Origin of the sequence: Serratia sp. TMDUHS_CL, assembly GCF_037137105.1 — a bacterium.
Taxonomy (GTDB): domain Bacteria; phylum Pseudomonadota; class Gammaproteobacteria; order Enterobacterales; family Enterobacteriaceae; genus Serratia; species Serratia nevei.
Window position 1 is genome coordinate 43,658 of the sequence record NZ_JBBBDV010000002.1, and the last position, 24,096, is coordinate 67,753.

Consider the following 24,096-nt stretch of genomic DNA (forward strand, 5'->3'; position numbering starts at 1 on the left):
ATCAGGCCCAGGGATGACTCGCACTATGAAAATCAAATACGCAATCTATTTTTTTACCCTGTGCCTGATGACCTCCTTCTCGCTGTTCATCGTCGAGGAGCTGCTCGAAGCCCATACCGACTACCGAGATAACCAACTCAACCTGTATAAGATCGATCGCGCCAAAGAAATCTCCGAGGCCTTCCAGGCTTCGCTGCAGGCTCACCGCCTCAAACGATTGAGCCTGATCGATCCGCAAATCACCCGCGCGCAATGTTTGGCCGCCGATCGGGTGGCGCGTGAGAAAATTACCCGGATCCGCGAGCATCTGAACGATCCGGTCGCCAGGCAGCTCGGAGTACGGCAAAAAATCGCCGCGCTGTCGATGATCGGCCTGATGGAACAGCTGTTGGATAACGACAACCTGCAGCTTTCGCAGGTCAACAACGCCAATGCCAATCTGTTCAACATCAACAGCGCCTATTACATCTCGCAAACCAGCAAGAGCTATTACCGCTACACCTACGATACCCGGATGGTGGATACCGATTCCTTTATGTTTCTCGAGGCCATTCGCCTCAACAACCGGCTGAATATGTCACTGACGGAGTTAAGCGATCAGATTATCGACGTCAACGTCAACCCGCTCGATCGCAAAGACGCCTACCTGAAGTCCATTCAGTTGACCGGCGTGCTGAACGCGCTGAGCACCCGATTGATCTTCATGAAGATCAACTACGACGACGTGCAAACCACCGAGCTCGTCAATCAGTTGCTCACCCTGGTGTCGGCCGAACGTCTCAAGCAGATCACCGATGGGTTATACACCGCCATCAATACTCAAAAACCCTATCCCGCAGCGCTTATTTCGCGCTATGTCGACGAGCTGAGCGGGCTTTCGCAGGCGCTGTATCAACGCAGCTTCGAGCTGGAAACCGTCGCTTCGCGTCACAAAATTTACGATAGCCAGACCACCATTTACGGCATGATCGCGCTCGCCGGCCTGGTGGTGTTGCTGTTCATTTTGCCGGCGCTGGTGTTCTGCACCAACATCAACCGTTGGCTGACCAAGACTCACAACAATATCGTTCGGCTGTCGCGCGGCGAGATGAATATCGATCGCAACGACGCCTTCTACAGCCGGGAACTGATCGCCATCAGCGACGCCATTCAGCAGCTCAGGCAATACCAGCTGGACAAGGTCTCGCTGGAAAGTGAGAAGCAACTGTTGATTAAAGAGCTCGAGGCCTCTTCCTTCCTCGATCCGCTCACCAATATTTATAACCGCCGTAAATTCTTCCTTGAATGTCAGCTGCTGGGTGACAGCAGCTATCCACAGGCCTTTTGCCTGATCGATATCGACAACTTCAAACAGCTCAACGACAGCTATGGCCACGACGTAGGTGACCAGGCGCTGGTGGCATTCGGCCACCTGCTGCAACGCGCGTTCCGCGCCAGCGACATTTTCTGCCGCTACGGCGGCGAAGAGTTCGCGGTGCTGCTGGGCAACTGTTCGTTGGACAACGCGCGGGACATCATGGAGCAATTGCGCACCCGTACTCATCGCCTGACGCTAAATCTGACCGACGGACGGCAAGTGCGTTTCACCACCAGCTGCGGCATTGCGCCGGTCAACGCGTTCACCGCGCTGCAGGCCGCAATCAAACAGGCGGACGAAGCGCTCTATTTTTGCAAAAAGAACGGCAAGGATCGGGTCAGCGTACACACTCAGATCGGGTTTATCTGATTCGCTGTTTAAAATAATTAACATTATAATTTTTATGACTAATTAGGCTAAGTCATTCACCTTACAGGCATATCTGGCTTTTTTTCCTCCCCGCCGCCGCCAGGCCGCCATAAAGGCACGTTTAATCCTCGACCCGCTTTGGTGATTTATGGTGTGATGCAGCTTCAATAACAGGATAATCCGGGTATACTCCACCCCCACTTTTATGATTATCCGGATTTGGACACGCGCCTGACGAGGATGCTGTAACGCGCTATGACTCAATACGCTTCCCCGATTTTGACATCACTGCTTGATACCGATGCTTATAAGCTTCATATGCAGCAAGCAGTGTTCCATCGCTATCCCGCGATCAGCGTGGCGGCGGAATTCCGCTGCCGCAGCGACGAACTGCTGGGCGAATATGCCGACGAGATCCGCGCCCAGGTGGCGCTGATGAGCCGGCTGGCGCTGACCGACGCCGAATTCGCTTATCTCTCGGGCCTGCCCTTCTTCCGCCAGGATTACCTGAGCTGGCTGCGGACGTTCCGCTACGATCCGCAGCAGGTGATCGTCGAGAACCGCGACGGCAAGCTGCATATCCGCATCGCCGGGCCGTGGCGCGAAGTGATCATGTGGGAAGTGCCGCTGCTGGCGGTGATCAGCGAAGTGGTGCACCGCCGGCGTTCGCCGCTGGCGACGCCGGAACAGGCGGTAGCACATCTACAAACTAAGCTGGCGCAGTTCAAAACGCTGGCGGGCGATCTGGACCTTTCGCGCTTCAAGCTGATGGACTTCGGTACCCGTCGCCGTTTCTCTCAGGGCGTTCAGCAGGCCATCGTCAGCACCTTGCAGGCCGAATTCCCGTACCTGTCGGGCACCAGCAATTACGATCTTGCGCACCAGCTCGGCCTGGCGCCGGTCGGCACGCAGGCGCATGAATGGTTCCAGGCGCACCAGCAGATAAGCCCGGTGCTGGCCAACAGCCAGCGCGCCGCATTGCAAGCCTGGCTGGATGAATACCCGGACCAGCTTGGCATCGCGCTCACCGACTGCATCACCATGGATGCCTTCCTGCGCGACTTCGGCCCGCAATTCGCCGAGCGTTATCAGGGGCTGCGCCACGATTCGGGCGATCCTGTCGAGTGGGGTGAAAAAGCCATTGCCCACTACGAGAAACTGGGCATCGACCCGATGAGCAAAACGCTGGTGTTCTCGGATAATCTGGATCTGGACAAAGCGCTGACGCTCTACCGCCACTTCTATCAACGCATCAATCTCGGCTTCGGCATCGGCACGCGCCTGACCTGCGATATTCCCGGCGTCAAGCCGCTGAATATCGTGATCAAACTGGTCGAATGCAAAGGCAAGCCGGTGGCCAAGCTCTCCGATAGCCCCGGCAAAACCATTTGTCAGGATCAGGCGTTCGTCAGGGCCCTGCGCAAAGCCTTCGATCTGCCGCTGGTGAAGAAAGCCAGCTGATCCTTCTTTATATAGAGAGAAAGCCGGCCCGGTTCACGCGCCGGCTTTTTTGTTTTTATCCCGAACGCCCTCTTTTCAGCCAGCCGCGATAAATGTTGCGCCAATCCGATGATTTCTGCTTGTGCTCTGCACCGCGGCAAGTAACATAGCCATTACCCCCATATTCTTGGGTTGTAAGCTATTTCTAAACCAAATTATTAAAGAGAGAAATCTATGAGCGTAGTGCCTGTAGTCGACGTACTGCAAGGTCGTGCTGCGGTTGACAGTGAAGTCACCGTACGCGGCTGGGTACGTACCCGGAGAGATTCAAAAGCTGGTATCTCCTTCCTGGCCGTCTATGACGGTTCCTGCTTTGATCCGTTACAGGCCGTCGTTAATAATTCTCTGCCGAATTATCAGGATGAAGTACTGCACCTGACCACCGGTTGCTCGGTTGAAGTGACCGGTAAGGTCGTTGCCTCACCGGGCGAAGGCCAGAGCTTCGAACTGCAGGCCACCGCGATCAAAGTGGTCGGCTGGGTCGACGATCCGGACACTTACCCAATGGCGGCCAAACGCCACAGCATCGAATACCTGCGCGAAGTGGCCCACCTGCGCCCGCGCACCAACCTGATTGGCGCCGTGGCGCGCGTGCGTCATACCCTGGCGCAGGCAATCCACCGCTTCTTCCATGAAAACGGCTATTTCTGGGTATCTACCCCGCTGATCACCGCCTCCGATACCGAAGGCGCCGGCGAGATGTTCCGCGTGTCCACGCTGGATCTGGAAAACCTGCCGCGCACCGACAAGGGCACCGTCGACTTCAGCGAAGACTTCTTCGGTAAAGAAGCCTTCCTTACCGTTTCCGGCCAGCTGAACGGCGAAACCTACGCCTGTGCGCTGTCCAAGGTTTACACCTTCGGCCCCACCTTCCGCGCCGAAAACTCCAACACCAGCCGCCACCTGGCGGAATTCTGGATGATCGAGCCGGAAGTGGCCTTCGCGACGCTGGACGACGTTGCCGGCCTGGCCGAAAGCATGTTGAAGTATGTGTTCCAGGCGGTGCTGGATGAACGTGCCGATGACCTGAAATTCTTCGCCGAGCGCGTGGATAAAGACGCAATCTCTCGTCTGGAGCGTTTCGTTTCTTCCGATTTCGCCCAGGTGGACTACACCGACGCCATCGAGATCCTTCTGGCCTCGGGCCAAACCTTCGAAAACCCGGTTTCCTGGGGCATCGATCTCTCTTCCGAGCATGAACGTTACCTGGCTGAGAAACACTTCCAGGCGCCGGTGGTGGTGAAAAACTACCCGAAAGACATCAAAGCGTTCTATATGCGCATGAACGAAGACGGCAAAACCGTCGCGGCCATGGACGTTCTGGCACCGGGCATCGGCGAAATCATCGGCGGCTCGCAGCGTGAAGAACGCCTCGACGTGCTCGATCAGCGTCTGGAAGAAATGGGGCTGAATAAAGAAGACTACTGGTGGTATCGCGATCTGCGCCGCTACGGCACCGTGCCGCATTCCGGTTTCGGCCTGGGCTTTGAACGTTTAATCGCCTATGTCACCGGCGTGCAAAACGTGCGCGATGTGATTCCATTCCCGCGCACACCACGTAACGCAAGCTTCTAATTTATACGATCAAACGTTTTTTAAACGATTTCGTTACAAAACAAAGGCCAGCATCGCTGGCCTTTCGCATTTTTTAATATTGACGCACGTCACAAAGTTCCCTAAAAATTACATTTGGTTACACATACTTTCTTTTTGCAACCTGATTGGGATATTGGTATCATTTTCGTCCTAGATTAACCCGCCTGTGAATGGAACACTGCGTTCAGACACAGGACGACACCAATCTATCAACAATAGTTCCCAAAGAATTATTGGCGGCAGTGGCAAAGGTGTCCGAATAACACCAATGAGGGTAATAATGATGAAGCGCAACATTCTTGCAGTGGTTATCCCGGCTCTGTTGGCTGCTGGTGCAGCAAACGCAGCTGAAATCTACAACAAAGACGGCAACAAGCTGGATCTGTACGGCAAAGTTGACGGTCTGCACTACTTCTCCAAAGACAAAGGTAATGACGGCGATCAGACCTATGTTCGTTTTGGCTTCAAAGGTGAAACCCAGATTACTGACCAACTGACCGGTTACGGCCAGTGGGAATACAACGTTCAGTCCAACCACTCTGAGTCTCAGGGCACCGAAGGCACCAAAACCCGTCTGGGCTTCGCCGGTCTGAAATTCGCTGACTACGGCTCCTTCGACTACGGCCGTAACTACGGCGTACTGTACGACGTGGAAGGCTGGACCGATATGCTGCCAGAGTTCGGTGGCGATACCTACACCAACTCCGACAACTTCATGACCGGCCGTACCAACGGCGTTGCGACCTATCGTAACAACAACTTCTTCGGTCTGGTTGACGGCCTGAACTTCGCTCTGCAATACCAGGGCAAGAACCAGAACGACGGTCGCGACATCAAGAAACAAAACGGCGACGGCTGGGGTATCTCCTCTACTTATGACATCGGCGAAGGCGTAAGCTTCGGCGCTGCATACGCTTCTTCTAACCGTACCGATGCCCAGAAAAACAAATCCAACGAGCGTGGCGACAAGGCTGACGCATGGACCGTGGGCGCGAAATACGACGCCAACAACGTTTACCTGGCGGCCATGTACGCAGAAACCCGCAACATGACTCCTTACGGCGGCAACAACTCGCTGAAAGATGGCACCACCTCTTGTGCTGACACTCAGAACAACAGCTGCGGCGGCTTCGCCAGCAAAACTCAGAACTTCGAAGTGACCGCTCAGTACCAGTTCGACTTCGGTCTGCGCCCAGAAGTGTCTTACCTGCAGTCTAAAGGTAAGAACATGAACGTCCCAGGCGCGGGTTCTGACCAAGATCTGGTTAAATATGTTTCTGTTGGTACCACTTACTACTTCAACAAAAACATGTCCACCTACGTTGATTACAAAATCAACCTGCTGGATGACAACGCGTTCACCAAAGCAGCCGGCATCGCTACTGACGATATCGTAGCTGTTGGTCTGGTGTACCAGTTCTAAGTTGTCTCGCTTAACGGCGGTTTACCGTCGGCTAAGTTAAAAAAACAGGGCCTCGGCCCTGTTTTTGTTTGTGTCATCCGGTAATTTTTTATCCTGCCAATTTCTCCTTCCCCATCATTTTTTCTGCCTAATACTCCCCCTTCGCAAGATCGCGGTGTTTTTGTCGCAAACGGTTGGCAAAGCCGGTAACTGGCGTTACCCTGATGCTTCTGTCTGCTTAACTCCGAGATTTGGAAGCACCTGACATGTTTGAAAAAATCACCGCCGCACCCGCCGACCCGATACTGGGCCTGACCGACATTTTCCGCGCCGACGCCCGCCCGAATAAAATCAATTTAGGGATTGGCGTTTATAAAGACGAAACCGGTAAAACCCCGGTGCTGACCAGCGTAAAAAAAGCTGAGCAGTATCTGCTGGAAAATGAGACCACCAAAAACTATCTCGGTATTGAGGGCATCCCGGCGTTCGCCAGCTGCACGCAAGCGCTGTTGTTCGGCAAAGAGAGCCCGATCGTCGCCGATCGTCGCGCGCGCACCGCACAGACGCCAGGCGGCACCGGCGGCCTGCGCGTGGCGGCAGACTTTATCGCTAACCAGACCAGCGCCAAACGCATCTGGATCAGCAACCCAAGCTGGCCGAACCACAAGAACGTCTTTAGCGCCGTGGGCCTGGAAGTGCTGGAATACGCCTACTACGACGCCGCCAACCACGCGTTGGATTTCGACGGCCTGCTGAACAGCCTGAAACAGGCGCAGGCCGGCGATGTGGTTCTGTTCCACGGCTGCTGCCATAACCCGACCGGTATCGATCCAACGGCGGAGCAGTGGGCGCAGCTGGCCGAACTTTCCGTCGCCAACGGCTGGCTGCCGCTGTTCGACTTCGCTTATCAGGGCTTCGCCAATGGACTGGAAGAGGATGCGCAGGGCCTGCGTATTTTCGCCGCCAAACATAAAGAGCTGATCGTCGCCAGTTCCTACTCGAAAAACTTCGGTCTGTACAATGAGCGCGTCGGCGCTTGCACCATTGTGGCTGCCGATGCCGAAACCGCCGATCGCGCCTTCAGCCAGGTGAAAGCGGCGATTCGCGCCAACTATTCCAACCCGCCGTCACACGGCGCGGCCGTGGTCGCCACCATTCTGGGCAACGACGCGCTGCGCGCGATGTGGGAGCAGGAACTGACCGACATGCGCCAGCGTATTCACCGCATGCGTCAGCTGTTTGTGAACACCCTGCAGGAGAAAGGCGCGCAGCAGGACTTCAGCTTCATCATCCAGCAGAACGGCATGTTCTCATTCAGCGGCCTGACCAAAGAACAGGTGCTGCGTCTGCGCGAAGAGTTCGGCGTCTACGCCGTGAACTCAGGCCGGGTGAACGTGGCCGGCATGACGCCGGACAACATGGCGCCGCTGTGTGAAGCCATCGTCGCCGTGCTCTAAAAGCATCGACGCAGGCCATAAAAAAAGGGGCGCTCTATGCGCCCCTTGATTTTTCCTGCCGGGAAATAATCGTTACCACACCGCCGGCTCTTCGCGCAGGAACGGGTTGGTCTGGCGCTCGTGGCCGAAGGTCGACATCGGGCCATGGCCGGGAATAAAGCGCATGTCGTCGCCCAACGGCAGCAGTTTGGTACGAATAGAGGCAATCAGCGCCTGATGGTCACCGCGCGGGAAGTCGCTGCGCCCCACGCCGCCGTTAAACAGCACGTCGCCCACCAGCGCCAAACGCGCCTGCTCATTGATAAAGACGATGTGGCCCGGCGTATGCCCTGGACAGTGCAGCACCTTGAGCGTCATCTCGCCCACCTGCATCTCATCGCCTTCCGACAGCCAGCGGGTCGGCGTCAGCGGCGCGCACTCTTCCAGTCCAAACATCCGGCTCTGCGCCGGCAAACCGTCCAGCCAAAACGCGTCTTCTTTATCCGGGCCGTAGATCGGCACCTGATAATGGTCCGCCAGCTCCGCCGCCGCACCGACGTGATCCAAATGACCGTGCGTCAGCAGAATCTGAGTGATCGTCACCCCCTGCCGCGCGACTTCCGCTTTGATTTTCTCCGCTTCACCGCCGGGATCGACCAACGCCGCCTGCTGCGTGTTTTCGCACCAAATCAGGCTGCAATTCTGGCTAAAGGCGGTAACGGGAATAAGATGGTATTTCATAAGGCTCCAACGACAATAACGCCGCATCCGCAAGGGGCGGCGTTATTCACTGATGGCACAGCGATTACCAGGTCCGAACCGGGCCGGTATCGATGTGTACGAAGTTGCTACGTGGGTAATATCCTACACCACCGGTGCGCATTTTTAACGCCGCTTTACGGATATTACTCAATTGGATGCCTTCGATATGGAAATCCATCGCCTGGCCTTTGGTGTGGTAGCTGTGCTTGGCCACGCCGCGGCTATGCGCACGCAGTTCGTTGTTGGTATCTACGGAACGGTATCCGGAGATCAGCTGCACCGGCTTGCTGGTGCCCAGCAGCCCCTGCAGGCGATAGAGGTGATCAAACAAGCGGGGATCGATCGATTTAACCTTGTTGGCGCGATAATCGCGGAACAGATGATTTAGCCGCACCAACTCTTCTTTATTGTAACCTTTGCCGTCAAAGAACTCGGCTTTAATAGATTCACCGGTATTCAGGTTATTCAACACTAAAATACGCGGCCGAGCGGTGGAAAGACTGGCAAACGCCTGCCCTGGAAGCAGCGCTATGCCCATAGCGGCGCCACCTAGCGCCAGCCATTTACGGCGGTGATGATCAATTTTGTCCATGACTCTGTTAAACCCGGCAAGAATGTCAAAATAAATGCACAAAGCAGCGCACTGTCCGAACCATAACCGCCTGCGTATGCTGAGTCAACCCGCGATACGCCTAGGTTTACAGGCCCCCGGCGACGAGGGCCTGCGGTATAGCCAAACATTCTGACCGTTATTTATTTATAATTACTGCATTTACTGCATTAATTTTTTGGCCTGAGCCAAAATTTGTGCGCCCGATCGCACCGTATTATCATAATTGTAAATATCTGTACGGAATTGCGGTTGGCCGTCATCCGAAACCCAGGCGGTCAGATAATACAGTTTTACGGGAATACGCTGGCGAATATTCACATAAGTGGTATTCCCCTCTTTCAGCGTGGAAGACACGCGGCTGTTGTTCCAGCCTGCGTCCTGCAGCAGCATATTCGCCAAATCGGAAGCCTTGTTCACCCGCACGCAGCCGGAGCTGAGCGCACGGATATCTTTCTGGAACAGGCTGTGGTTCGGGGTATCGTGCAGGTAGATGGCGTCCGAGCTCGGCATATTGAACTTGAAGCGCCCCAGCGAGTTGGTGGCACCCGGCGCCTGACGGACGCGATACGGGAAATTGCGCGCAGAAACCATGCTCCAGTCGATCATCGCCGGGTTGATCACTTCCGCATCGTTGCTCCAACCCGACAGCACCGTATAGCCGTGTTTCTGGAAGTAATTACCGTCGCGCATCGCCTTCGGCACAATGTCCTCGCGCACCAGCGTGGTCGGCACGTTCCACGGCGGGTTGACCACCACGTTGTTCAACGCGCTGCTCATCAGCGGCGTCTTACGGCTCGGCCGCCCGACGATAACGCGGGAAGACAGCACTTCATTGCCGTTCTGGTAGTAGGTCAGCGAGTAGTTGGGAATGTTCACCATAATGCCGGTGCCGACATGCCCCGGTAAAATTCGCAGGCGTTGTATATTCAGCGCCAGCAGCGCGGCGCGGGTTTTCGGTGACACGTTGAGCCACTCACGGGTGCGCACGCCGATCACGCCGTCCGCCGTCAACCCCTGCCATTTCTGGAAGCGCTTGACGCCCTCTACCAGCTCATTGGTATAAAGATTGTCGCTCACCACGCTGCCAATCTGCGGCGGCGTCTGCTCCGCAGTCAACTCCGTTACCGGCGCCGCCGATGGGCTGACCGTCACGCGGCTTTTCTCTTCGTCTACCGTCAGCCCGCCGTCGTCGGGCTCATTGCTCTTCGCCGAAACCACCGCCGGTTCCGGCTCCGCTTCCGGCGCCGAGGCGGCCAGCATGCCGGTACGCGTCAGGATCTCACGCAGCGCCGGGATATCGTTGCTCATTTGGCCTGGGCGCAGGCTCGGGCCGCTGCCCACCTGTGGCCACGGACGATTGTCCGCCAGCATGTCGCGCAGCGCCTGATGCATCTTGGCGTATTGCGGATGCTGCGGCGCGAGCGAATTCACATAGCTCAGGGTACGCGCCTGGCGCACCGCCAGCTGCCATTGGTTGATCACCGCGGTGGGCGGCAAGCCAAGCTTGTAGGGAATATTGCTGTACAGCCAGTTGTTGCCGTTGGCACCGATGGCAGAGACGAACTGCAAATAGCCCAGCATCGCATCGGACAGCACCGCATCGCGGCCCGCTTCACTGAGCGCCGGATCGGTCAACATCTTCACCCATTGGGTAAACTGCGGCTGCACGCCGGACATCGCCAGTTCGGCCAGCTGCTGCTGAAACTGCTGAACGGCTTCGCGATCCTGCCACATCGGCTGCATGTGATTCGCCGCATACAGCGGTGCCAGCGTGGAAAGGTAGTGCAAATCCATGCCGCGCGGCAACGCGGCCAGCAGCTCAGAACGGCTCTGCGCAACGGACATGCCTGCTGATGCCACCGGCAACGCCGTGACGGTAGCCGATGCGGAAAACGACGACACAAGACTACAGGCGATAGCGCCACTCAGCGCCAAACGTCGTAGAGAGTTTCCCTTTTTAAGCAACATCCCTTGCCCCCTGTATGCTCACAAAAAAAACGTCAAAAACTGCATATAGTTTCAGTATACAAACAGAAAGGCCGTTTCGCCCTGCGGGCGTCGAATAACTGTTTATGTGATTAAACTAACCGCTTTTCAACGGATAAAAAAGCAGGACTATCATCCACGCGCACAAAAAAATAGCCACCCTGCGGCGGCTATTTTCGGATTTTTAGGGCGTTTTTCTGCGTTACGGCGTTTCAACCGGCGCAGTACCCAGCGCCGGCGGCTCACCGGCGAAACCGCGCAGCCCCACCACGTGCACATGCTCGTGGTTCTGGAACACTTTACGCACCAGTTTATAGGTGGTGCCCTTCTCCGGACTGATGTTTTCCGGCGCCGCGATGATCAGCTGCATTTCCAGACGGTCGCACAGTTCGAACAGCGTAGCGATCGACTTGGCATCCAGACGCGCCGCTTCATCGAGGAACAGCAGGCGACACGGCGAGATGTCTTTACCGCGCAGGCGGCGGGATTCTTCTTCCCAGCTCTGCACCACCATCACCAGGATTGACATCCCGGTACCGATGGCTTCACCGGTAGACAACGCGCCGCTTTCCGCACGCAGCCAGCCGTCGGAGCCACGGTATACCTCCACTTCCATCTCCAGGTAGTTGCGGTAGTCCAGCAACTCCTCGCCGATGGTCTGTGGCGTGCGCTGCCCCATGTCGATCTGCGGATTCAGGCGCTGATACAACTTGGCCAACGCTTCAGAGAAGGTCAGACGGTTGCTGTTGAACAGATCCTGATGCTGCTCCTGCTGCTCGGAGAGCACATCCAGCAGGGTGGCATGCGCTTCGCGCACATTGACGTTCAGGCGCACGCTCTTCACCTGGCCGAAGGAAACGGCCTGCAGCCCCTGGTTCAGCATGCGAATGCGGTTCTGTTCGCGCTGAATGGTTTTGCGAATGATGTTGGCCACGCTTTTCGAACTGATCGCCAGCTTCTGCTCGCGCGCGGTCAGCTCTTCGGTCAGACGGCCCAGCTCAATTTCCATCTGTTCGATGGCCTCGACCGGATCGTCGGTGCGGATGATGTCCTGACGGATGCGCTCGCGCAGGTGCTGGTACACCGCGATATAGAACTGAATCTTACGCTCCGGCCGCTTCGGATCTTCCGACAGGCGCAGCACATCGCGCAGGTGTTCGTTATCCGCCACGGCCAGACGCAGCGCACCGAGCGCCTTATCCGACATCGAGCGCAGCTCGTCGCCATCCATATACGCCAGCTCGCGGCGGTGCAGGCGGCGTTCCACGCCGTTGTCTTTCACCAGGCGCATCACCGCGCACCAGCCCGCCTTGGCGGTCACCACCTGCTCACGCAGCTGATGATAATCGCGTTCCAGCTTGCGCAGTTTCTTCTGCAGGCCGTCCATTTCGGCTTCGCAGAAGGTCAGCTGCTTCTCCAGCTGGTTGCGGCGAGCGCGGTTGTTGCTCAGCGCCGCATGCAGTTCGTCGCGACGCGCACGGGCGCGCGCTTCGGCATTGGCGTCGGCCTGCACGCCGATGTCCACCAGCTCTTGGCTCAGCTCTTTCAGCATGTCGCGCTTGGCGTCGTACGAGCTTTTCAGCGAGGCCAGCACCTGGCTATACTGGGTGAACTGGGTTTGATACTGACGCAGTTGCTCACGGGCGCGGGCGCGTTCGGCTTCCGCCTGCTCCAGACGCTGGCGCAGCTTATCGTTCAGATCGTTGTTGGCATTCTGCATGCCGGCAGAATCGGTGTAGCTGAAGTGCGCACGACGCTGCACCACTTCAGTGAGCGCGAACGCCTGCTGTTTAGCCTGACGCTGCACGCTTTGCGCCTGCGCGTAATCCTGCTGCAGCTGTTCATGCTGCTGCGGATCGCTCTGCAGCACCGACAGCAGCGGTTCCAGCTTGGTCAGCGACATGCCGTGCTGTTGGATATGACGCGCGGCGTCCTGCGCTTCTTCCAGCTCTTCGCGGATCTCGTCGACGCGGTCCTGCAGCGTTTCATCGTTCAGCAACGACACCAGCGGCATCAGGCGGTTGAGTGCGGAAATGCCCTCTTTGGCCTGTTCGTACTGCTGACGCTGCTGCTGGTTCTGCGCTTCGTGATTGTTCAGCGCACGTTCGATCTCGCCACGACGGGCGTTCAGGCCGCGGATCTCCGCTTCCGGGTCGGCGTCGAACGCCACCGCCAGATGGGTACCAATAAAGCGGCTGAAAGCCTGGTGCGAGCGCTGGGTTTTCTGCACGTCGAACGACAGCGTGGCGTAGCGCTCCGCCAGCGTTTCACGCTCGGCATGCAGCACTTCCAGACGGTTTTCGCGCGCCGCGCGGCCGAACAACGGCACTTCCGGATAACGGGAGTAACGCCACTGGCGATCGGCGATTTTCACCACCACCGCTTTGTCCTGCTCTTCAACGGCGAACACGCTGTCATCGAACGACTGCGGATCCCCTTCGATCAGGTAAAGATCTTCCGGGCAATCTTCCAGCCCTTCAAGCATCTCACGCACCAGCGACAGATCCGGCACCACGATAGCGTGGCGCGAAGGGCCGTACAGCGCCGAGAAGTAAGGCGCGTCGTCGATGGTGACGTCATCGTAAATTTCCGACAGCAGCACGCCGCCGAAACGTTCGGCCAGCGTGACCAGGCGCTGATCTTCCGCGCCGCCCGGCTGGCTGAGACGTTCGATCTGCGCTTCCACTTCACGTTTGCGGGCCGCCACTTCGTCGCGCTCGACGGTGGTTTCACGCTCGCGCTCCAGCAGCTGCTGCATGTATTCGGTCACCTGCTGGCTGTTTTCCAGCGGCTCTCCGCTCTGATCGCTGAGCTGGCCCAGGGCGTCCTGCGCCGCCAGCCACACCGGCGCGCGCGCCGTCAGCTCACGGATGCGCTGCTGGATCTGCTCCAGCTCCTGGCGCATCTCCATGCGGCGTTCGCCGGCTTCGCTGACGTTCTGCGACAGCGCTTCCAGGCGCTCTTCCAGCTCCTGCTGCAGCATATCGAGATCGTCAGGCTGGTACTCTTGGCCATGGCGTTTGCAAAACTCTTGCAGCAGACGCTCGGCGTCCTGCTGCGAGCGCAGGCGCTGTTCCAGTTCGCTCAGGCGCAGGCGCAGCGGCTGAACGCGCTCGGCGAGGTGCTGCTGCGAAGGCCAGTCGCGCAGCAATTCGCGCGCGCACTGCCAGGCTTCGCTGCGGCTGACCTGGCCGGCGATTTTCCCCACCAGCTGATAGGCCTGTTCGAACTGGCCGTGCGCGGCGTCGGCCACGCTCAGCTTCTGTTCCAGCATCAGCAACGCTTCGGTCGCTTCCTGTTCGCGGGCCTGGAAGGTGTCTAGCCACTGTTCGGCGTTATCGGCGGTCAGATCCGGCAGTTGGCACAGGGCGCGTGCGCGTTCCAACGCCTGCAGCGCCTGCTGGTACTGAATGGCGCGGGTCTGCTGCACGTCGAGCGCCTGCTGGTAGTCGGCCAGCTGGCTCTTCAGCTCATCCACTTCCAGCTCGGCCGCTTCGGCGCGCGCTTCGTTTTCGGCCTGCTGCTCGCTCGCCTCGGCCACCACTTCGTTCTGCTCTTCCAGACGGTAGGTCAGCTCTTCCAGATCGGCTTCATAGCGTTCGATCTTCTCCTGCTGACGCATCGCCGTCTGCACCAGATTCAGGTGATCGCTGGCGGCCTGGTAATCGGTTTCCAGATCGGATTCGGCACCGCTCTGTTCGCTCAGCTCACGCGCCATTTCCACATGGCGATACTGTTCGGCGGCCAGCTGCTTGCGGCTGCCCAACAGATCGCTGCGCAGCGCCAGCGCGCCGTCCAGATGGATGCGGCGTTCGTTGGCGTGGCGCATATAGTCCGCCGCCACATAGGAAGTGGCCTCGGAAATCAGATGTTTGAACAGATCGCGGTCCGACTGGGTGACGCGAATCGCCTCCAGCGTCATGCGGTTTTCGCGCAGCGCCGCTTCCATGTCCTGAAACGCCTTACGCACGCCGCTGTTTTCCGGCAGCAGGTAATCGCGCAGCGAGCGGGTGATGGCGCTGGAAATACCGCCGTACAGCGACGCTTCAATCAGACGGTAGAACTTGCTGCGATCGGCGGACGAACGAAGGCGTTTCGGGATCACGCCCAGATCGAACATCAGCGAGTGGTAATCGGTGATGGAGTTGAACTGCTTGAACTGCACCCCCTCCATCTCTTCCACGCGATCCTTCAGCTCCTGCAACGACAGCACGCGCGCCTGGCGATCCCCCACGGTCTGGGTCAGCAGCTCGGTCGGCTGCACCGCGGTCGGCAGGCCCTGGATGGTGAACGGTTTGATGTCGACCTTGCGATCGCGCCCCGCCACCTGCTGCAGGCGCACGCCCACCACCACGCGCTGGTGGCGCGAGTTGACGACGTCGAGAGTCGAGTAACACACGCCGGCACGCAGCTTGCCGTGCAGGCCTTTATCGCGCGAGCCGCTGGTGGCGCCCGCTTCGGTGGTGTTACGGAAGTGCAGCAGCGTCAGATCGGGGATCAGTGCGGTGACGAAGGCCGCCATGGTGGTGGATTTCCCTGCCCCGTTACCGCCGGACAGCGTGGTCACCAGCTCATCCAGATCAAAGGTGCGGGCGAAGAAGCCGTTCCAGTTAACCAGCGTCAGCGAGCGAAATTTACCGCGTTCAATCATTCCTGTTCATCCTCTGCACCGTCAGGAGCGTTATCAACCTGCTGATCCTCAGCCTCATTCTCATCGTTCAGCGACAGGCTGGTTTCAACCGGCATCGCCTCGCCGTCGCGAATCATGCGCAGCTGCGCTTCACGCGGATCGTCGCCGCTGCGCACGTCGGCGCCGAAGCGGAACACCGCCTCGGTAATGCGGAACTTGCTGCTGTCATTGCCCATGAAGTAGACCATGCCGAGGCGGCGCAGGCGGTTCAGCGAGGTGCGCACCTTTTCGTGCAGCTTCTGCCGATCGAGATCCGAGCCGGTGGAGCGCTGGTTGACGAACTTCAGCAGCTTGTTCTCATCGGCCAGGCTCAGCAGCTCGTCGTACAGCTCCTGATGGCTGAAAATACCCTCATGCGCCAGGCGCTCGGGGCTGAGATACAGGTAGCACAAGATTTTACCGACCATCATATCCAGCTCGGACAGCACCGAACGCGGGATCAGCGTGGTGGAGCGCGGGCGCAAATAGAAGAAACCTTCCGGCGCCCGAATCAGCTCGACGCTGTAACGGGTGTAAAATTCTTCCAGCTCATCCTGGAAATCCATTAAAAAGGCGTGGTTGTCCAGCTCATCGATACCGATGTGACGACCCGCGCGCAGTTGGCTGTCCAGCGCCGGGAACAGCGAGTTGGACAGTGCCTTGGCCAGCTTGACTGGCATTACTTGTTCAATATTTGTCGATGACATGGGCCTGGACCTTGGCTCCGTAATCATTGATTGCCTGCCATTCCGCCGGCAACCCTGAGAAATCTGCTTCAGCCACACCGAGGCGCACTGCCTGGTCGACCACTAAGCGTGCCACGTCGAAATGACGCGCACGCGGATATTGCGCCAGATAATCGCGCATCACCGCTGCAAGGTTGAGCGGCATCTGCTGTTCCTGATACACCTTCAGCGCCTCTTCGATCATCGCCGCCAGCTGTTCGCGAATTTCGCTGAACTCTTCGAACTCCAGATCCGGCGGCAGTTCCCCGGTCACTTCCTCACTGCGCAGTGCCAGTTCTTCGTCGCGCATGTCCAGCAGACGATCGGCATTGGCATGGGTCAGCGCCCACGGGTGGTCGAAATAGGTTTGCACCGACTGGCGCAGGCGTTGGGCGAACACGCGGTTTTTATCCATATCGATAGCGGTACGGATAAATTTATGTACGTGGCGATCGTAGCCGATCCACAGGTCGATCGCCTGCTGGCCCCAGCTGATGATGCGATCCAGCTTGCTCTGCAGATCGAACACCAGCTTGTCGACGAAGCCCAGCTCCACGTTGCCGAGGGTCGCGTCCTGGATGCGCAGCAGGTTGGCCTGCAGCTTATCGCCCGCCGCATCCAACGTATCCTGCAGCTCGCGCAGGGTGCCCGAGGTTTCCGACAGCAGCATCTCGCAGCTGGAGATCGCCGCCCGCCAGTCTTTGCTCAGCAGCGCCGCGATGTCGTTTTTCACGCTCTGCTGCTGCTCGTCCATCACGCGTTGGGTCATGTCTATGCTGTCGAAGATTTCCGCCACCGAATATTTCAACGGCGCGAACACGTTGCGGTGCCAATGGAAATCGTCGCCGCCCTCGTCGGCGGCGTCGGCGGCGCGCTTGAGTTCCTGCGCCACGATCGACAGCTGCATCGACAGACGCAGCGTGGAGAATTCGCGTTGGCGAATATAGTAATCGGTAATGCCGATACCCAGCGGCGTGAGGCGGTAAATCGCATTGCCGTCCGCCAGTTCGCTGGTAAAGCGGTTCAACAGGCGCTGGCGCACCATGTCGTTGATCGCATTGTTGGCGCGCATCGCCACCGTTTCATGCGTCTGTTCAAAACCCTTGCTGACATGGCGAAATGCATCAACCAGCTCACCTTCGCTCATCTCGCCGTCCAGCCGTTCGCCGTTCAGGGTGGCGATGGCGAGCAGAAATGCGAGACGCTCCGTAGGGAGCGAAATAGAGAAATCATTTTTCCGTGCCCAGGCGACCAGTTCGGGTACTGTCTGGGAAAATTCACTCATAGTTCGTCCTTCAGGTTTGGTTTATGCGCCATGACGTGAATATAGCGCCCCAAACTCACGTACGGCTCCTGCCGGCAATAGTGCTGTTCAAGCGCCAGTAACTCTTCAAATTTTTGTGTTTGCAGCTGTCTGCTCTGCAGATAGTCGTGGAACACCCGCACGCCGGTTTTACCGCCGATACGCATGCCCAGCTGTTCCAGCCAACCGTAGACCAATAGCGGATCGTGCGGATATTGCGGCGACAGCGAACGCTTGCGGCGCCGCCTGACCTCGGGATCCACCAGTTGGAAATTACCCAACACCACGTTGCGCATCAAGAGGCCGTTGGCGTTGAAGAACATCAGCGACAGCGCGCCGCCCGGCGTCAGGCAGTCATACAACGCCTGCAGCGCCGCTTCGGGCTCGGCGATCCATTCAAGCACTGCATGAAACAATATCAGATCAACCGGCTGTTCCAAATGTTGAGCGATATCCTGCGCAGAACTTTGTACGAATTGCATGTTCTGGCTCACACCTTTCTGTTCCGCCAGCTGCGCGGCGCGCTGGATCATCTCACCAGAAAGATCGCACAACAACACCTGATGTCCTAATTCTGCCAGCTGGCAGGCCACATGGCCTTCACCGCCCCCGGCGTCGAGGATGCGCAGCGGCCGCTGCGGCAACTGCGCCAGCAGCCCGGTCAGATCCTGCCAAACCACCGCCTGGCGGATTTTTCCTTTCGTGGTGCCGTAAATATTACGCGCAAATTTTTCAGCAATATCGTCAAAATTGCGATCCTGCATGGACAACGGCTCCGCTGATCTCATTCTTGTCGGCGGCAAAGCGCACGCCCATTCAAACCTGCTATTTTGGCACAGACTGGCTTAGAATGTATCTTCTTGCGGCCTGTTTATGCCTGGATGCCGCTTTTTCACCCAAAAGGATCTGATTTTCGATGCTGTTCAACCTGAAAAAGTTCTTTGGCGCCATGCTGATGCCGCTGCCGCTGTTGATGCTGCTGATGGGGCTGGCGCTGCTGCTGCTGTGGTTCACCCACTGGCAAAAAAGCGGTAAGACGATTTTTACGCTGAGCTGGCTGTTTTTACTGCTTTTCAGCCTGCAGCCGGTGGCCGACCGGCTGCTGAGGCCGATCGAAGCCCAATACCAGACTTATCGCGGCAACGATCCGGTCAGTTACATCGTGGTGTTGGGCGGGGGCTATACCTACAATCCCGATTGGGCACCCAGCTCGAATTTGCTCGGCAACAGCCTGCCGCGCGTGACGGAAGGCGTGCGGCTTTACCTTGCGCATCCCGGCGCCAGAATGGTGTTTACCGGCGCATCCGCCGGCAGCATGCAAAGCAACGCCGCCACGGCGGCGCTGGTGGCCGAAAGCCTGGGCGTGCCGCGCAGCGATATGGTGATCCTGAGGGAACCGCGCGATACCGAGGAAGAAGCCGCTCAGGTCGCCAAGTTGGTCGGCGAGCAACCGTTCATTCTGGTGACCTCCGCCAACCATCTGCCGCGCGCCATGCGCTTCTTCGAGGCGAAAGGCCTGCACCCGATCCCGGCGCCGGCCAACCAGTTGGCGATCGACTCGCCGCTGAATATCTGGGATCGCGCCACACCGTCCTCGATGTTCCTCGGCCATACCGAACGTGCCTGGTATGAAACGCTGGGCAGCCTGTGGCAGTGGCTGAAAGGCGCGGATCGCGCCGGCGCCGAGTAAGGCCCGTTCAACCGGCCAGCCAGGGCAGCAGCTGTTGCGACGCATAGTCGAACGGCCGCCGCTCCAGCTTGCCGGTATGAACCAAGCGCCCTACCGCTTCCCACACCACATACAGCCAGCGCCGCGCCAGGAAAGCGTCGGCGACCGGCGCGCGCTGCAGATAGCGGAACAGCAGTTGGCTGGGCATGCCCGCCTCGCACAGGCGAAAAAGATCGTATTCGCGCGGCGCCCACAGCACCACGCCGGGATTGAGCATCGCCAGCAGCTGATCGCTTTTGGGATCCTTCAGCATGCTGCGCAGCGACAGGTTACCGTGCACCAGAACACAGGGATCGTCGAAGCCGACGAAGAAATGGGTCAGCGCTTCGCGCGTGCGGTACAGCAAACGCCGATCCGCCATGGTCAGCTGCGGGGTGGTGAGATTGACTACCGTCGCCCACAGCACTTCGACCCGCTGTTGATACCAGCAAAACCAGTCGTTCTCCTGCGTGCTGTCAACGCTGCCGACGCTGCCGTGGCTGTCGATGCGGTGCCAGGCCAATATCCCGTCAACGATCTGTTCCATCAGCATGTTCCAGCGATCCGGCGAGCGCGTCGGCGCTTCAGCCGACACGCCGCGCAGGCGCTCGATCAGCAGGATTTCCTTATACGGCGTCTGTTGAGTACACACCACGCCGTACACCGTGGGCAGCCGAATATCCCCGTCACGCGCCAGCATTGACAGCTTGTAAGCCTCCTGCTGGGCGATGCCTTGGCAGATAAAGCTTTTCGCCATCAGCGGGATCGCGTTGCCCTGCCGATCGTACAGCGAATACATATGCGCATAAGGCTGTTCACTCACCCGCTCCAGCCGGCTGATGGACTCACCCAGCACAATGCTCAGTTCGGCGCGTAACTGCTCCATAAGGCATTCACCTCAGGCTAATAAGGGGATACGTAACATCATCGAACGGTGAGCGGAAAAATTCTTCAACGCAGATCAACAAAACGGGGAACAATCATGGGGGGGTGTTGCATCGTCGGCGCGTTGCGCGGCGCGCCGACGAACTCAGGCTCAGGGTTGGATGCTGTCGCGCACGCGCTGGAGATCTTCCGGCGTATCGACCCCCACGCTCGGGATCGCTTTCGCGACCGCCACGTGGATTTTTTCACCGTACCACAGCACGCGCAGCTGTTCCAACAGCTCGATCTGTTCCAGCTGGCTCGGCGCCCAGCTGACGTAGCGACGCACGAAGCCGGCGCGGTACGCGTAGATGCCGATATGGCGCAGCAGGCTGTCGCCGATGCTCTCTTTCGACGCGGCGAAACGCTCACGATCCCACGGAATGGTGGCGCGTGAAAAATAGAGCGCGTAGCCCTGCGCGTCCATCACGACCTTCACCGCATTGGGGTTGAAAGCCTCTTCGGCGCTCTCGATCGGCACCGCCAGCGTAGCCATACCGGCCTGGCTGCCCGCCAGGTTCTCCGCCACCTGACGCACGATCACCGGTGGGATCAGCGGTTCGTCGCCCTGCACGTTAACGATGATCTGGTCGTCGGCAAAGCCGTAGTGCGCGATCACTTCCGCCAGTCGCTCGGTGCCGGAATGGTGATCCGGGCTGGTCATGCACACTTCGCCACCGGCGGCTTCCACCGCTTTGGCGACTTCAGGGTGATCGGTCGCCACGATGACGCGGCTGGCGCCGGACTCGCGGGCGCGCTCCATGACGTGTACCACCATCGGCTTGCCGTGAATATCGGCCAGCGGTTTACCCGGCAAACGGGTCGAGGCGTAGCGGGCGGGAATAATAGCGATAAAACTCATGCGTGTTTCTCATCCAGCGACAGCGCACGCGCTTCATTTTCCAACAGCACCGGAATGCCGTCGCGCAGCGGGTAAGCCAACCCGTCCGCTTTGCACACCAGTTCCTGGTTTTCTTTATTGAAATAGAGTTTGCCGTTGCATACCGGGCAGGCAACGATTTCGAGTAAACGGTGGTCCATGCATCCTCCGTAAGGGGATAGGTCATCTGGGAAAGGCTGTGAGGATAGCATAACGCCCGGCCTCAGGTTAATCACCGGTGGCGCCAACCCACCGATATTTCCTCATCGCGCGGGGGCAACAGCTTGAACTGGGGCGCATCCCAGCGTAAAATTTTGTGATGCAAATCACAAAAAGGCCGTGATACGTGATCAAACGTCTGCATAAAATCATCGCTCTGTTCGCTAACTTCAGCCACTGAGCCCCTTTGTAACGAGCGGCGCTGAACTTCGTTTTACCCACCGACGGCGTCGTTCGTTATTCCACTTCCCAGCCGGTCCCCCATTCAGCGGCCAACGCCGCCGGAATGTCGCCCAGCGCGACGCGTTGCGCACCGTGCCATTTGGCCGTACGCGCGATGGCCTGCCGGATATCCTGCGCCCGCTGTTTGCCGAAGCGCACCTGCGGCTCCGCATGGAAACTGATGATCTCGAACACCCCCTGGCGACGGTGCGCCTTGGCGTCAATGCGCCCCACCAGCTCACCGCGGTGCAGCACCGGCAGGGTGAAGTACCCATAGCGACGTTTTTCTTTCGGCGTATAACACTCCAGCCGATAGTCAAAGTTGAACAGCTCCAGCGCCCGCCGCCGATCCCAAACTACCGGATCAAAGGGGGACAACAGGCTGGTGACCGTCGATTTGAGTTTGCTCTGTTCCGCCAGCGGCAGCAGTTCCGCCAGAGATTCATGCACATAGAACGGCCCTTCCAGCCCCTCTACCTGTACGGGCGTAATCTCCCCCTGCTCCTGCAGCTCTGCCAGCAAGGCTTTTGGCGCCACGCGTTTCAGCCGATAGTAATCTGCCAACCATTCAGCGCGAAAGATACCCAGATAGCGGCAGGTGCGGCGCAGCATCTGCCTGCGCGCCCGCTCCGCAGGCAGCGTATGACGCGCATCGTCCCAGGCCGGCAGCAACCTTTCGGTCAGATCGTAAACCCGGTGGAAGTTGCGGCGTTCGGCTACCATCAGCTTGCCGGCGGTAAACAGGATCTCCAGGTGTCGTTTCTCCGGTTTCCAGTCCCACCATCCGCTGTTGCCCTTTTTCTCGGCGCTGAAATCGGCGGAGCGCACCGGCCCCTGTTGTTCGATGTGCCGCAGCAGGCTGTCCATCGCCGCCTGGTGCTGCTGCACCCAGTCGGCGGAATATTTCCAGCCCATATCATGAGGCGCCAGCATGCGATGCCGCAGCAAACCAAAATCCTCAATCGGCAGGAAACAGGCTTCGTGCGCCCAATATTCGAACAGTTTGCGGCCGGCAAGCGCCTGCTCCAGCCACTCCGACTGATAGACGCCCAAACGGCTGAACAGCACCAGATACGGGCTGCGGGCGACGACGCTAATGGTATCGATTTGTAACAGCCCCATGCGCTGGATCGCGCTCACGACGTCATCGGGCTTAGCCTGGCGTTTAAGCGGAGAAAGCAGCCCCTGGGCGGCAAGGTGCAGCGCGCGAGCGGCGGTAAGGGAAATTATCGGGGTGGTCATCCTGATATCCGTGGCAAGTAGGCAGTGGCCTGATAATAGTGGATATCGAGGGATTTATCTTCGCCAGTGCTTGCGGGTGGCGACACCGGCACTGGCGAGGAAGGAGGGTGCGATCAGAACGCGATAACGTCTGCCGCGGACAGCCCATGCGAGCTGCGATAGATCGAGAACTCAACGTTCTGACCTTCGTTCAACGACTTATTTTTGGTGTTGGCGATAGCGTTGCGATTGACATAGATTTCGTCGCTGCCATCTACCGGTGAAATAAAACCATAGCCTTCGGCCTGATTAAACCATTTCACGCGGCCCATTTTTAACACAGTATTTTTAAACATAACTTATATCCTTTTACTTGAGCATCCTTGACAACGTCATTTTTTATATTGTCTGGACGCTACCAGCCCATCCTAAAGTTTTTCGTAACAAACCTCTCGTGAGCAAAAAAATAAAAAACCCGCACTAAGGCGGGCTTGTTGGACTTAATATCTTCCGCATGACTCGGCGCTAAAGCGTCACCATGGTTGTATTAAGATCTCTTATACGCGTTCCCTGTAATCTTACAGAGCAACTACGTTGGCGGCAGCCGGCCCGCGCGGGCTGTCCTGGATGGTGTACTCGACGCGCTGGCCTTCAGCCAGGGTCTTGAAACCGTCGGTCATGATTGCGGAGAAGTGTACGAATACATCTTTGCCGCCGTCGTTCTGCTCAATGAAACCAAAACCTTTGCTTTCGTTGAACCACTTAACCTGACCAGTCTTCTTAGACATTACATTTACCTTTAAATATATTTACAAAACCTGCCATAAGAGGCAATTGGGGCCATTTCAGAAACATTACTTATGGGAGGTACTTAGAAGGTTCGTCTTTGAAGCGGAATCGGATGATAACGTTTTTGGAGGAACTGCTTAACTCTAAACTCGAACATAAATAGGTCTGGATTACAGGCCGACTTGCATTTACTCATAAATCTGGTGAATGCACAAGAGGTTTATTGCATTAAATTCGCCATTACGCCGAATTTATTTTTATCCCCCTGAATATACATGAATTAATTTACCGTTCTTCGCAGCCCATCCACCGCCTCTTCCCCCAGGCCGGCGCATCATTTGTCCGTCTGTGCGCTGCAAATGAGAGCTAACGCATAAAACTCTAATATGCTTGGCGCCTCTATAACAAATCCCAA

The 24,096-nt window shown here is 57.8% G+C and carries 19 protein-coding genes; 6 read left to right on the forward strand and 13 right to left on the reverse strand.

Annotation, left to right across the window (positions count from 1 at the left end):
• Positions 1–25 precede the first annotated feature (25 nt).
• The 5 genes from WCL58_RS03995 (at position 26) to WCL58_RS04015 (ending at position 7,681) form a co-directional block, all read left to right on the forward strand.
• Positions 26–1,726 carry a GGDEF domain-containing protein gene (locus WCL58_RS03995; protein ID WP_060440273.1) on the forward strand — a complete coding sequence of 567 codons (1,701 nt, stop codon included), beginning with the start codon at positions 26–28 and terminating at the stop codon, positions 1,724–1,726.
• A gap of 255 nt (positions 1,727–1,981) precedes the next feature.
• Positions 1,982–3,187, forward strand: coding sequence for a nicotinate phosphoribosyltransferase (gene pncB / locus WCL58_RS04000; RefSeq protein WP_336850574.1), 1,206 nt, complete (start codon positions 1,982–1,984; stop codon positions 3,185–3,187).
• Between the two features lie 213 nt (positions 3,188–3,400).
• A complete protein-coding gene (asnS, locus tag WCL58_RS04005; RefSeq protein ID WP_038874233.1) occupies positions 3,401–4,801 on the forward strand; it encodes an asparagine--tRNA ligase in 1,401 nt (466 codons plus the stop codon).
• Positions 4,802–5,102: 301 nt separating this feature from the next.
• A complete protein-coding gene (gene ompC / locus WCL58_RS04010; protein ID WP_049272947.1) occupies positions 5,103–6,245 on the forward strand; it encodes a porin OmpC in 1,143 nt (380 codons plus the stop codon).
• Between the two features lie 245 nt (positions 6,246–6,490).
• A complete protein-coding gene (locus tag WCL58_RS04015) occupies positions 6,491–7,681 on the forward strand; it encodes an amino acid aminotransferase (protein ID WP_060440276.1) in 1,191 nt (396 codons plus the stop codon).
• Between the two features lie 72 nt (positions 7,682–7,753).
• Here the strand turns inward: WCL58_RS04015 and WCL58_RS04020 are convergent, their stop codons facing one another.
• The 7 genes from WCL58_RS04020 to cmoM all read right to left on the reverse strand — a co-directional run bounded on the left by WCL58_RS04020 (position 7,754) and on the right by cmoM (position 18,482).
• Complete coding sequence (locus tag WCL58_RS04020) at positions 7,754–8,401, reverse strand: MBL fold metallo-hydrolase (RefSeq protein WP_038880818.1); 648 nt, start codon at positions 8,399–8,401, stop codon at positions 7,754–7,756.
• Positions 8,402–8,465: 64 nt separating this feature from the next.
• Entirely contained in the window at positions 8,466–9,014 is a 549-nt protein-coding gene (locus tag WCL58_RS04025) for a YcbK family protein (protein WP_336850576.1), read from the reverse strand.
• Between the two features lie 180 nt (positions 9,015–9,194).
• Positions 9,195–11,003 carry a L,D-transpeptidase gene (gene ldtD / locus WCL58_RS04030; RefSeq protein WP_071605332.1) on the reverse strand — a complete coding sequence of 603 codons (1,809 nt, stop codon included), beginning with the start codon at positions 11,001–11,003 and terminating at the stop codon, positions 9,195–9,197.
• Positions 11,004–11,223: 220 nt separating this feature from the next.
• The gene (gene mukB, locus WCL58_RS04035; RefSeq protein ID WP_087762279.1) at positions 11,224–15,672 is read right to left on the reverse strand and encodes a chromosome partition protein MukB; all 4,449 of its coding nucleotides are present in this window, start codon (positions 15,670–15,672) and stop codon (positions 11,224–11,226) included.
• Positions 15,669–16,397, reverse strand: coding sequence for a chromosome partition protein MukE (gene mukE / locus WCL58_RS04040; protein ID WP_033637863.1), 729 nt, complete (start codon positions 16,395–16,397; stop codon positions 15,669–15,671). Before mukE ends, mukB begins: the two co-directional genes overlap by 4 nt.
• Positions 16,378–17,700 (reverse strand): chromosome partition protein MukF, encoded by a 1,323-nt coding sequence (gene mukF / locus WCL58_RS04045; RefSeq protein ID WP_004928228.1) that lies wholly within the window; start codon positions 17,698–17,700, stop codon positions 16,378–16,380. Before mukF ends, mukE begins: the two co-directional genes overlap by 20 nt.
• The gene (cmoM, locus tag WCL58_RS04050; RefSeq protein WP_336850578.1) at positions 17,697–18,482 is read right to left on the reverse strand and encodes a tRNA uridine 5-oxyacetic acid(34) methyltransferase CmoM; all 786 of its coding nucleotides are present in this window, start codon (positions 18,480–18,482) and stop codon (positions 17,697–17,699) included. Before cmoM ends, mukF begins: the two co-directional genes overlap by 4 nt.
• Positions 18,483–18,634: 152 nt before the next feature.
• On the opposite strand from cmoM, the gene elyC reads away from it, so the two are divergent.
• The gene (elyC, locus tag WCL58_RS04055; protein WP_336850579.1) at positions 18,635–19,408 is read left to right on the forward strand and encodes an envelope biogenesis factor ElyC; all 774 of its coding nucleotides are present in this window, start codon (positions 18,635–18,637) and stop codon (positions 19,406–19,408) included.
• A 7-nt stretch (positions 19,409–19,415) separates the two neighbouring features.
• Here the strand turns inward: elyC and WCL58_RS04060 are convergent, their stop codons facing one another.
• From WCL58_RS04060 to cspE, 6 genes are all read right to left on the reverse strand, one after another.
• Positions 19,416–20,312 carry a YcbJ family phosphotransferase gene (locus WCL58_RS04060; RefSeq protein WP_060421759.1) on the reverse strand — a complete coding sequence of 299 codons (897 nt, stop codon included), beginning with the start codon at positions 20,310–20,312 and terminating at the stop codon, positions 19,416–19,418.
• Positions 20,313–20,462: 150 nt separating this feature from the next.
• Complete coding sequence (gene kdsB, locus WCL58_RS04065) at positions 20,463–21,212, reverse strand: 3-deoxy-manno-octulosonate cytidylyltransferase (protein ID WP_004928235.1); 750 nt, start codon at positions 21,210–21,212, stop codon at positions 20,463–20,465.
• Positions 21,209–21,391: a Trm112 family protein gene (locus WCL58_RS04070; RefSeq protein ID WP_004928237.1), complete on the reverse strand. Its 183-nt coding sequence runs from the start codon at positions 21,389–21,391 to the stop codon at positions 21,209–21,211. Before WCL58_RS04070 ends, kdsB begins: the two co-directional genes overlap by 4 nt.
• Before the next feature lie 295 nt (positions 21,392–21,686).
• The gene (locus WCL58_RS04075; RefSeq protein WP_336850580.1) at positions 21,687–22,913 is read right to left on the reverse strand and encodes a winged helix-turn-helix domain-containing protein; all 1,227 of its coding nucleotides are present in this window, start codon (positions 22,911–22,913) and stop codon (positions 21,687–21,689) included.
• Between the two features lie 113 nt (positions 22,914–23,026).
• The gene (locus WCL58_RS04080) at positions 23,027–23,248 is read right to left on the reverse strand and encodes a cold-shock protein (RefSeq protein WP_004928241.1); all 222 of its coding nucleotides are present in this window, start codon (positions 23,246–23,248) and stop codon (positions 23,027–23,029) included.
• 222 nt (positions 23,249–23,470) lie between these two features.
• The gene (gene cspE, locus WCL58_RS04085) at positions 23,471–23,680 is read right to left on the reverse strand and encodes a transcription antiterminator/RNA stability regulator CspE (protein WP_019454537.1); all 210 of its coding nucleotides are present in this window, start codon (positions 23,678–23,680) and stop codon (positions 23,471–23,473) included.
• Positions 23,681–24,096 lie beyond the last annotated feature (416 nt).